8 protein-coding genes and 2 rRNA genes (1 of these 10 only partly in view) are annotated in these 10,875 nt (G+C 56.5%); 4 read left to right on the top strand and 6 right to left on the bottom strand.

All coding sequences use genetic code 11. The annotated features are described in order from the left end of the window. Window positions 1-2,588, top strand: a 23S ribosomal RNA gene (locus tag V8J85_RS15195) (it extends 243 nt beyond the left edge of the window). A gap of 77 nt (window positions 2,589-2,665) precedes the next feature. After that, window positions 2,666-2,780: ribosomal RNA gene (rrf, locus tag V8J85_RS15190) — 5S ribosomal RNA — on the top strand. An 89-nt stretch (window positions 2,781-2,869) separates the two neighbouring features. Here rrf and V8J85_RS15185 read toward each other — a convergent pair. The 6 genes from V8J85_RS15185 to V8J85_RS15160 all read right to left on the bottom strand — a co-directional run bounded on the left by V8J85_RS15185 (window position 2,870) and on the right by V8J85_RS15160 (window position 9,068). After that, the gene (locus V8J85_RS15185) at window positions 2,870-3,541 is read right to left on the bottom strand and encodes a class II aldolase/adducin family protein (protein ID WP_339954608.1); all 672 of its coding nucleotides are present in this window, start codon (window positions 3,539-3,541) and stop codon (window positions 2,870-2,872) included. After that, the gene (locus V8J85_RS15180) at window positions 3,534-4,664 is read right to left on the bottom strand and encodes a Tm-1-like ATP-binding domain-containing protein (protein WP_339954607.1); all 1,131 of its coding nucleotides are present in this window, start codon (window positions 4,662-4,664) and stop codon (window positions 3,534-3,536) included. Before V8J85_RS15180 ends, V8J85_RS15185 begins: the two co-directional genes overlap by 8 nt. A 3-nt stretch (window positions 4,665-4,667) precedes the next feature. Continuing rightward, on the bottom strand, window positions 4,668-5,603 hold the full coding sequence (locus V8J85_RS15175; protein ID WP_339954606.1) for a carbohydrate ABC transporter permease: 936 nt from the start codon (window positions 5,601-5,603) through the stop codon (window positions 4,668-4,670). Window positions 5,604-5,607: 4 nt separating this feature from the next. Beyond that, entirely contained in the window at window positions 5,608-6,519 is a 912-nt protein-coding gene (locus tag V8J85_RS15170; protein WP_339954605.1) for a carbohydrate ABC transporter permease, read from the bottom strand. 94 nt (window positions 6,520-6,613) lie between these two features. Then, complete coding sequence (locus V8J85_RS15165) at window positions 6,614-7,951, bottom strand: extracellular solute-binding protein (RefSeq protein WP_339954604.1); 1,338 nt, start codon at window positions 7,949-7,951, stop codon at window positions 6,614-6,616. Between the two features lie 28 nt (window positions 7,952-7,979). Next, window positions 7,980-9,068, bottom strand: a complete 1,089-nt coding sequence (locus tag V8J85_RS15160; protein WP_339954603.1) for an ABC transporter ATP-binding protein — start codon at window positions 9,066-9,068, stop codon at window positions 7,980-7,982. A gap of 129 nt (window positions 9,069-9,197) precedes the next feature. Here V8J85_RS15160 and V8J85_RS15155 point away from each other — a divergent pair, with 129 nt between their 5' ends. Together V8J85_RS15155 and V8J85_RS15150 are read left to right on the top strand one after the other, a co-directional pair. Next, entirely contained in the window at window positions 9,198-9,854 is a 657-nt protein-coding gene (locus V8J85_RS15155) for a GntR family transcriptional regulator (protein ID WP_339954602.1), read from the top strand. 84 nt (window positions 9,855-9,938) lie between these two features. Next, on the top strand, window positions 9,939-10,874 hold the full coding sequence (locus V8J85_RS15150) for an N-acyl homoserine lactonase family protein (protein ID WP_339954601.1): 936 nt from the start codon (window positions 9,939-9,941) through the stop codon (window positions 10,872-10,874). Window position 10,875 lies beyond the last annotated feature (1 nt).

Here is a 10,875-nt window from a genome sequence, read left to right as displayed (position 1 = left end):
AAGTACCCGGAGGAAAGGAAATCAACAGATACTCCCCTAGTAGCGGCGAGCGAACGGGGACCAGCCGAGCCATGAGTGTGAATAGAATGTGTTGGGAAACACAGCCATAGTGGGTGACAGCCCCGTATATGAAGCACGATTGGACGTATTAAGTAGGGCGGGACACGTGAAATCCTGTCTGAACATCGGAGGACCACCTTCGAAGGCTAAGTACTCCTTACTGACCGATAGCGAACCAGTACCGTGAGGGAAAGGTGAAAAGCACCCCGACGAGGGGAGTGAAACAGTCCCTGAAACCGAACGCCTACAATCAGTTGGAGGGCCCTTGCGGCCTGACAGCGTACCTTTTGTATAATGGGTCATCGACTTAGTGTATCTAGCAAGCTTAAGCCGGTAGGTGTAGGCGCAGCGAAAGCGAGTCTGAATAGGGCGACTGAGTTAGATGCATTAGACCCGAAACCGAGTGATCTAGGCATGTCCAGGATGAAGGTTAGGTAACACTAACTGGAGGTCCGAACCCACACCTGTTGAAAAAGGTCGGGATGAGGTGTGCCTAGGGGTGAAAGGCCAATCAAACTCGGAGATAGCTGGTTCTCTGCGAAATCTATTTAGGTAGAGCGTCGGACGAATACCCTCGGGGGTAGAGCACTGGATGGGTAATGGGGACTCACCGTCTTACTGATCCTAACCAAACTCCGAATACCGAGGAGTAATATCCGGCAGACACACAGCGGGTGCTAACGTCCGTTGTGGAGAGGGAAACAACCCTGACCTACGACTAAGGCCCCTAATTCATGGCTAAGTGGGAAAGCAGGTGGGACGACCAAAACAACCAGGAGGTTGGCTTAGAAGCAGCCATCCTTTAAAGATAGCGTAACAGCTCACTGGTCTAAATAAGTTGTCCTGCGGCGAAGATGTAACGGGGCTCAAGCCATGAGCCGAAGTCTAGGATGCACGTAGTGCATGGTAGCAGAGCGTAGTGTGATATAACTCCATGCGTCCTTAGTGCCTTCGGGCACATTGGACGCGAGGAGTTTTCGATGAAGCCGGCCTGTGAGGGATCCGGTGGAGAGATCACTAGTGAGAATGATGACATGAGTAGCGACAAACAGGGTGAGAGACCCTGTCGCCGAAAGTCCAAGGGTTCCTGCTTAAAGTTAATCTGAGCAGGGTAAGCCGACCCCTAAGGCGAGGCCGAAAGGCGTAGTCGATGGGAACCAGGTTAATATTCCTGGGCCAGGAGGATGTGACGGATCTCGAAGATTGTTTTCCCTTATCGGATTGGGAAGGCCGTTTAGAGGTTCCTGGAAATAGCCCTCCATGAGATCGTACCCTAAACCGACACAGGTGGACTGGTAGAGAATACCAAGGCGCTTGAGAGAACCACATTTAAGGAACTCGGCAAAATACCTCCGTAAGTTCGCGAGAAGGAGGCCCGATCAGTAGGCAACTATCGGTCGGGGGCACAAACTAGGGGGTGGCGACTGTTTACTAAAAACACAGGGCTCTGCGAAGTCGCAAGACGACGTATAGGGTCTGACGCCTGCCCGGTGCCTGAAGGTTAAAAGGAGGAGTGCAAGCTCCGAATTGAAGCCCAGGTAAACGGCGGCCGTAACTATAACGGTCCTAAGGTAGCGAAATTCCTTGTCGGGTAAGTTCCGACCTGCACGAATGGCGTAACGACTTCCCCGCTGTCTCAAATGTGGACTCAGCGAAATTGAATTTCCTGTCAAGATGCAGGATACCCGCGGTTAGACGGAAAGACCCCATGCACCTTTACTACAGCTTCGCACTGGCATCAGGCACAGTATGTGCAGGATAGGTGGTAGGCTTTGAAGCAGTGACGCCAGTCATTGTGGAGCCAACCTTGAGATACCACCCTTATTCTGCTTGATGTCTAACCGCGGCCCGTTATCCGGGTCCGGGACCCTGCGTGGTGGGTAGTTTGACTGGGGCGGTCGCCTCCCAAATCGTAACGGAGGCGCGCGAAGGTTGGCTCAGAGCGGTCGGAAATCGCTCGTTGAGTGCAATGGCAGAAGCCAGCCTGACTGCGAGACTGACAAGTCGAGCAGAGTCGAAAGACGGCCATAGTGATCCGGTGGTCCCGAGTGGAAGGGCCATCGCTCAACGGATAAAAGGTACGCTGGGGATAACAGGCTGATGGTGCCCAAGAGTCCATATCGACGGCACCGTTTGGCACCTCGATGTCGGCTCATCTCATCCTGGGGCTGGAGCAGGTCCCAAGGGTACGGCTGTTCGCCGTTTAAAGAGGTACGTGAGCTGGGTTTAGAACGTCGTGAGACAGTTCGGTCCCTATCTTCCGTGGGTGTAGGATACTTGAGAGGAGTTGCCCCTAGTACGAGAGGACCGGGGTGAACGATCCACTGGTGGATCTGTTGTCGCGCCAGCGGCAGTGCAGAGTAGCTATGATCGGACAGGATAACCGCTGAAGGCATCTAAGCGGGAAGCCCCCCTCAAAACAAGGTATCCCTGAGGACCGTGGTAGACCACCACGTCGATAGGCCAGAGATGTAAGCGTAGTGATACGTTCAGTTGACTGGTACTAATGGTCCGATAGGCTTGATTTGATCCAGTAATAGCTAGGATTGATCGAGTGCATACACACACTTCAGTGTTTGACTTGGAACTGATGTTCTTTTTTTGGTTTGGTGATCATAGCGCGAGCAAAACACCCGATCCCATCCCGAACTCGGCAGTTAAGTGCCGCAGCGCTGATGGTACTGCGTCTTAAGACGTGGGAGAGTAGGTCATCGCCAAACCTAAAAAGGAACATCAGGTATCTCTCGACGATGTATTTTCCTTCACTTTCATCAGCTTAGCCAGGCAGTAGACGATCACTATTGCCGCTTTATCCACCCTTTGCGGCCTCCGCCGCCGTGCCATATCGTGGCAAATCAGCGGTCGTTTTCCCGTGTGCGGCCAACAATGTGTCTCTGACATAAGCGATTTGCGCGGTCTCTTCGATGATTTCCGCCAGATATTGCGCAGCCATCAGCGTCTTTCCGGTTCCGATTGTCCCGTGATTGGCAAGAACTGCGGCGCGGATATGCATGTCGGTGAAAACCGGGCTGATCTCTACCTCGGTCTGCGGCCCGCCATTTCGTGACAGTGGAATCAACGGCATGCGCCCGATCTTTTCTATGGTTTGCACCGTCAGGCAGGGGATTTCGATCCCCGCACTGGCATAGCCGGTGGCCCATGGGCTGTGGCAATGCACGATCGCGTTGATATCTTCGCGGACACGGTAAAGATCGCGATGAAAGTCGAGGTCCTTCGACGGTTTCAGATCGCTTTGTGACAGGATCGTTCCATCCAGATCGACAACCTGCAGATTGTCGCGTGTGCATTCGGCAAAACCCACGCCCGACGGCTTAATCACAATCGCATCGCGCCGATCCAACCGGACCGACAGGTTCCCTCCCGCATTCGTTTGCAGCCCTAGATCAAAGCAACGCCGCGCACTTGCAATCAGCGTATCCATCTTGTCGTGCAGGTCGGGAAATGTGGCCAGGTCAGCCATGAAGCATCCTTTCAAGAAGCGCCGCAACGGCGACTTGCGCGCACTCCGCGGTGTTGATGTGGTGGTCTATGCGTTGGGTGGTGTAAGCCTTGGCCTGTCGTCCAAGGATATCGGCGGTGATCGTGCGCAGGTGCGGGTCTTCGATCGCACCGCCGGGTCTGTCTTCGTGGCTAAAGCCGCCCATGGGCAGGACGACGTGGCATGGCGCACGCGCGTTGTTCAACTCGGCCGCCAGCGCCCGCGCCTGATCAGCCATCTCGTCTTCCGTCAGTTTGACGTGGGTGAATTGCGCAGTGTGGCGATAATGCGGGCGCGCCTTATGCGCGTCACCGACCGTATCAATGGCGCCGAGGCCGATGAAATTCAGCCCACCCGGCAGAACCACACGGGGCAGATCATGGGCCGCGCTAAAGCGCGCCGCCATTGGCACGTGCGCCCCCGCCAGCCGCAACCGACCCAGCTCATGCACGTTGAGGTCGATAACCCCTTGCGCATGCCCTTCTTCGATAAAGCGGGTGAACGCCGCCCCACCATAGCCGTTGGCGTGAAAAACGGTCGCCTCGTGCCCGGTCCCTTCAAGCGTCTTGGCGACTTCAGCTCCGGCGATGCCGGTGGCGCCGAGTGTCGTAATCGCGATGCACGCCTTATCGGAAGGGGGGACAGACCGCCGATTTGCCAGCCCGGCTACGCCTGCTGCCGCATTCTCGAACACCTGTTTGAGGTAGGTGTTCAGCCCTTCGATGTCGCAAAGCGTCGGGATGATCGTGATGGAGCTGTCGGCGAGTGCCGGGCGCGGGTCGAAGGCCAACGTCGTGATCAGAATCTTTGGGTAGGCCGAGGGTAGACCTTTCATGGCGGCAAGAATGATCTCGCCCCCGGTCCCGCCGCCCACACCGATCGCGACCGAGCATTGTGAAGACTGTGCGGTGATGTGTGCTGCCGCTGCCTCTGCCTTGGCCGCCATCTGTGACAGTTTCTCGGCCCCGGACCAGATCACCCCATTATTGGCAAGCGACACATCAAGTGTGGATACGTCCAATCCATGATCGGCAAGCGCACCCGCGAGGTAATCCAATTCCGCCTTCTTCGTCTCGAACGTGCCGATCAAAAGCACCCGCGCCATGGTTCAGCCCTTCACCGCTCCGGCAGTCATGCCGGTGATAATCTGGCGCGAAGCGAAGAGCGTGAACAGGATCGGCGGAACCGCCAGTAGCATGCCCGTGGCAAAAATCGTGCCCAGCCCATCGAATTCCGAGGCGTTGTTCACGATCAGGATCGGCACGGTCATCGTATCACGGTCGGCCAAGGCGCTGGCGAGCAGGTATTCGTTCCATGCGATTCGAAATGTAAAGATCGACGCTGCAGCAAGGCCCGGCTTAATCAGGGGAAGGACGACCATGAAGAAAGTCTGGAACGGTCCTGCACCATCGACGCGCGCGGCCTCTTCCAGGCTTTGTGGCACCTGCACGATGAAACTCTGCAGGATCCAGATCACAAAGGGCAGATTCATCGCGACATAGATCAGGATGATCCCGGAATGTGTGCCAGCAAGGCACACATCACCGCGTCCACCAAACGTGTCGCGGATCCACGCACCCAGCCCATAATCATTGTCGAGGCAAAAGGCATTGTTCCACAGGCCGAAAACTGGGACCAACAGAACGGCGGGTGGGATCATACGGACAGCCAATGTCGAAAGCGACAGGCTATCCCGCCCAAGGAACCGAAACCGGACCAAGGCGTAAGCAGCCATGCACCCAAAGATCAGCGTCAGTGCAGTCGACACCAACGCGATGATGATCGAATTGATGAACGCCCCACCGAACCGGATCTGGCAAAACCGCAGATGCTCGGGCTCGTACCACAGGATATCGCACAGCGCCGTTTCATAGTTGCGGATCGTTGGCATGAACAAAAGCCCACCGACACCGCTGGTGATATCGACGTCCAGCTTAAGCGAATTGATCAGCAGCAGCGCCACCGGCCCGACGCTCATGAAGATCAGGATCGCGATCAGGGCATAGAAGGCCGGGTTCTGGCGGTCGTAGTTAACATCGGCCATCGCTTTAACCCTCCTCTTCCCGCGCGAACTTCAAACGCCGCGCGCGAGCCTCTTGCCAGCGGGTAAAGGCGAACATGCCCAAAGTCAGCACCATCAAGAGCATCAGCAGATAGTTGGACATTGCCGCCGCTTCGCCCAACTCGCGAAACTCCCGCGCCGTCCGTGCGATACGCAGGGCAAGGATTTCGGTCGAAAGGCCAGGGCCGCCACCGGTCAACACAAGGATCACCTCCAGCACTTTGAAGGCGTCGATCAGGCGCAACAGCATCGTGACAACCAGGACCGGCATCATCAACGGCAGCTTGATGTGGATGACCTGCTGCAAGCCAGTCGCGCCGTCAATGCGCGCCGCCTCCAAGGCCGAGCGGGGGAGGGATTGCAGCGCGGCCAGAGAGAGAATGAAGATGAACGGGGTCCATTGCCAGATATCAGCGATGATGACGGACAGCAGCGGGTTCTGCCCTAGCCAATCGACCTTCGGGATGCCGATCGCCTCGAAAAACCGGTTAAACGTGCCATAGGTCTGGTGGAACATGTACCGCCAGACCAGGCCCACAACAACGGGTGCAATCATCATCGGCAGGATGAACAGCGTGCGCAGAACGCTCATGCCCCGAATGTTGCGATCCAGCAGCAGGGCGAGCCCAACGCCGATCACCATTTCCACGGCAACGACGGTAAAGGCGAAGACAAGTGTGATCCAGAATGAGGTGTGAAAGGCCGGATCCACCAGTAGCTTGGTATAGTTCGCCAAACCGACGAATTCCGTCTCGCTCAAATTCTGGCTTGGGTCCCAGTCGCGAAAGCTGCCCCAGATCATGTAAGCGATGGGATAGAACAGCGCGAGGAGCATGACCAAGGCCGCAGGAGCGACGAACATATAGGGCGTCAGGCGGTTGAGGCGTTGGGTGGACACGGCTGCGTTGACCTTTGGTTTTTCGGCCCCAGCCAATTTGGGACGGCCGGGGCGTCAGGGAGAGAAGGGGCAGGTTGCCCCCCAAGTGTCCGGCTTACTGCCAGATATAGTAACCTTCTTCCTCCATCAGCGCTTGGGTCCGCTCGGCGATGCCGTCCAAAGCTGTCTGGATATCAAGGTCTTCGGTCAATACCTGGCTCATCGTTGTACCAATATCGGCGTTGATCTTGCCCCAGGCGGGGATGATCGGACGCCAGTCGGGATCGGCGAATTCAAGCGCTTCACCAAAGGTCGCCGACCACGGATATTTCGCGTTCAACTCCGCATTTTCGTAGGTTGAGAAACGCGACGGGTTGCCGCCAGCCATTGCGACGGCCAGATCACCTTCTTTCGACGTCAGCCATTGCATCAACAGGAACGCGGCCTCCTTGTTTTCGGCATTGGCCGGGATGCCCAGTCCGAATCCACCGGTCTGCGACGCGGCGGTCACCCCTTCGGGATGTGCGGCCCAGCCGACATTGCCGACGACCGTTGACCGGCTGTCATCCTCAAATGTCGGCGCAAAGGCAATCGAGTCGAGGAACATGGCGGCTTGACCTTGTGCAAAGGCATTGGCTGCTTCTGCCGGACCGAAGGCTGATGAGCCTTCAGGGCCGCAATCCACAATGGTTTTCAGCGCCTGCGCGGCCTCTGCGCCTGCAGCATTGTTGATGGTCGGCGTCCACGTTTCATCGAAGACACGGCCGCCAAGCGGGGCCAGATGCAGCAAAAAGGCATGGCTGGCCTGGTGACCGGACGCTGCGCGGGATGCAACGCCGCCCATTCCGGGCTCGAGCTCGGGGATCTGGCAGGCGAGATCAAGAAAGGCATCATAAGTCGTGGGCACGTCCAAACCGTGCTTTTCAAAGATGTCGGTGCGGTAATACAGCACCGATGTCTCTGACCCGAATGGCAGACCATAAAGCGACCCGGTCGGGCCGGGCAGATAACCCTTTTCCCCACCCGCAACACCAATGTTCTGAACATAACCGTCGATCAGATCGTCCGCATCGTAATTGGGATCAGCCAACATGGGGTTCATGAAATACTTGGCAAGGTTCTCCAGCTGGTCCGCGTACACATAGTCAGCCTTGGAAAACACGACGTAGGAAATCAGGTCATATGCACCTTCATCCAACGATAATTCCAGTGTCTGGCGTTCGCGCATATCGAGATAGGGTAGCATATCCACCTCGACCTCGATCCCGGTTTGTGCGGTGAATTCGGGCAGCACCTCCATGACCGCGTTGTAATGCGGGTGGGCCGGGAAGTTCACGATCAAAGTCGTCCCTTCATAAGGGGCATAGGGGCCTTCCGCATGGGCGTCGGCAAAGACAGCCCCGGCCATCACCAACCCGCCCAAGACGGTCGTCGTCTTCAATAAGTTCAGCATCTTTTCCTCCCAGTCGCTGACGGACGCTTCAAATGGCGTCCTCGGTCTTATGATCGAACAGGTGCAATCCCTCGGGGCGCACCGAAAAGCGCAGAGTTTCCCCCAGCGCAATGGGTGTTTCGGACTTGATTTCGACGGTCACGCGCGCATTGCCGCATTCGCAGATCAGCACGGATTGCGCGCCGATATATTCCGAGACGACGACATTCAGGTCGATGGATGCGGTGTCACTGCCCGCGGCGTTGTATTCAAGATCAGACGGACGGATGCCGAGGATTGCGGAAGATACGGCGTTTTTGCGGGCGCGCTCGGCAAGGTCCGTCGGCAAGGTCAGTGCAAACCCGTCCCCAATGGCGTAAAGTGTTCCGTCCTCATCCTTCAATTCCGCTGCAAGGAAATTCATCGGTGGCGAGCCCAGGAAACCCGCAACGAATTTGTTGGCCGGGTTCTTGAACAGTTCGGATGGCGTGCCTTGCTGTTGGATATGACCGCCATGCATCACGACGATCCGATCAGCCAATGTCATGGCTTCGATCTGATCATGGGTGACGTAGATCATGTTTTTCTTCACGCTCTGACGCATGACTGCCAGTTCGGCGCGCATCTGACCACGCAATTTGGCATCGAGGTTCGACAGCGGTTCATCGAACAGGAACGTCCCAGCATCGCGGCAAAGGGCGCGGCCCATAGCGACCCGCTGCCTTTGTCCGCCCGACAATTCGCCTGGCTTGCGATCAAGGAATGGCGACAGTCCCAACATCTCGGCGACTTCACGTACCTTCTTGTCGATGGTCGCCTGCGGTGTCTTTTTCAGCCGCAGTGAAAACGACATGTTTCGCGCGACATTCATGTGCGGATAAAGCGCGTAATCCTGAAAAACCATCGCGATGTCGCGGTCCTTGGGGTCAAGATTTTTCACAGAGGCGTCGTTCATCAGGATGTCACCATCCGATACGGCCTCTAGCCCCGCCACCATACGCAGGGTCGTCGACTTTCCGCAGCCGGATGGGCCCACCAGAACGGTGAATTCGTTCTCTGCCATCTGCAGGTCGATGCCGTGCAGCACTTCAACCGCGCCATAGCGTTTGACCAGTTGCTGCAAGCGTATTTCTGGCATCGAATCCCTCACCCCCACTCTTTAACAGCATTGTGTATACAAAATTGAAAGTAAATATCCAAAATTGCAAAGTTCCGTATTTCTGTGTATCAGAGCGGGTGATGATATTAAGCAACCAGTGGACTGCGCATGACAGATCAGCGGGAAAAAGGAACGCGAGGGTCCACCGTCGGAAGGATTGAGGCGGCGCTGATGGACGACATCGCCACAGGTCTGTTGCGGCCGGGCGAACGTCTGGATGAGGTAAAGCTGACCGAGCGTTTCGGTGTTTCCCGCACGCCGATCCGTGAGGCGCTGACGCGGCTGACGGCCCAGGCAATCCTGGTTCCCGGTGAAAAGCGGGGTGTTCGCGTGGCCGAATATAGCCGCGAAGAGTTGGCGCAAATCTTTGAAGCGATGCACGAAATCGAGGCGACATGCGCAAGGATAGCTGCGCAGCGCCTATCGTTGTTGTCACGGTCGGAAATCGAAGCGGCCCAGTCTAAATGCATCGCGGCTGCCGAAACGGGTGACATGCACGCCTATCTTCGGGCGAATGAGGCTTTTCATCAGACCATTTACCGGGCCACCGGAAACCCGTACATCGCCGAGATTGCGTCGGATTTCCGCCGCCGCACCGGTCCATTCCGGGCCAAGAAATTCGCGTCCAAGGATGATCTGATCGCGTCTGCCAAATCACATGAGGCACTGATCGCCAGCATTTTCTCAGAGGATTCAAAAGCCGCATCCGATGGAATGCGTGCGCATATGACCGAGAGTTTTTTACGTACATTAGAGGTCAACTAGACCTCCTTTACTGATTTTGTCTTGCATCTGCATGCGTGATCTTGTTTTTGTATACAAAAGTGAATCACAGGGACGGAGAGCCGGATGGGCATGAACGAGACCAAGATTTATCCGATCAATACCGGCTGGCTCGAGGCTGATCTGGGCACCTACACTTTTTGGAAGGGTCCGGCAGGCAAAAAATTCTGGAACCCAGTTTATTGCCACTACGTGGATACCGGAGAACACAAGATCCTGATCGATACCGGCCTTTGTGATGAAGAGCGGGCGACGAAATACCACCACAAATGCCAGAAACGCGGCTGCCTGCAGGTGCACGAGCATCTGGAACAGAAACTGGGCGTGCATCCGGATGAGATCGACGCGATCGTCTTTACCCATCTGCACTGGGACCACGTGCAGAACATGAAGAAATTCAAGAACGCACGTTACATCGCCCCAAAGGCCGAAATCGAAATGGCCTACAACCCGCTGCCTCTCTACTACCGCACCTATGAATCCGGATACCTGGGCATCGAACCGGCCTATGCGGGCTGCGTGTTCGAGGCGGTCGAGGATGAATGCGAGGTGTTGCCGGGCATCACGATGTTCCACACGCCCGGCCATTCCGTCGGTCATATGGCCGTGACGGTCGCGACCAGCATGGGCGACATCGTCGTGGCGGGCGATGCGATCTTTCAGGAGCGTAACCTGGAACCCTGCGCGACCGAAGGTTGGCGTTATTGGGTGCCTGCACGCTTTGTGAATTCCTACGAAGGGTGGAAGTCAGTGGAAGAGTTGGACAAGCGGGCCGACTACATACTTCCCTGCCACGATGAGGGCGCGAATGCCCGGTCCGATGTTTTCCCGTACAAGGGTATGCCACTGCGCAAGCGCCGACAGGTTATCCCCGGTTTTCAGTTCTATTTCGGCGACATGTCCGACGGTGCGGTGGCCAAGGCGGCACCCGCAATGAAGAAAGAGGACGTGCCCGCCTATCTCGACAGCCTGCGCGACCCCAAGGATATGGCCGAAGGCTGAT

Origin of the sequence: Yoonia sp. 2307UL14-13, assembly GCF_037572755.1 — a bacterium.
GTDB lineage: Bacteria > Pseudomonadota > Alphaproteobacteria > Rhodobacterales > Rhodobacteraceae > Yoonia.
The sequence above is the reverse complement of the archived record's forward strand: the minus strand, read 5'-3'. Positions and strand labels throughout refer to the sequence as shown.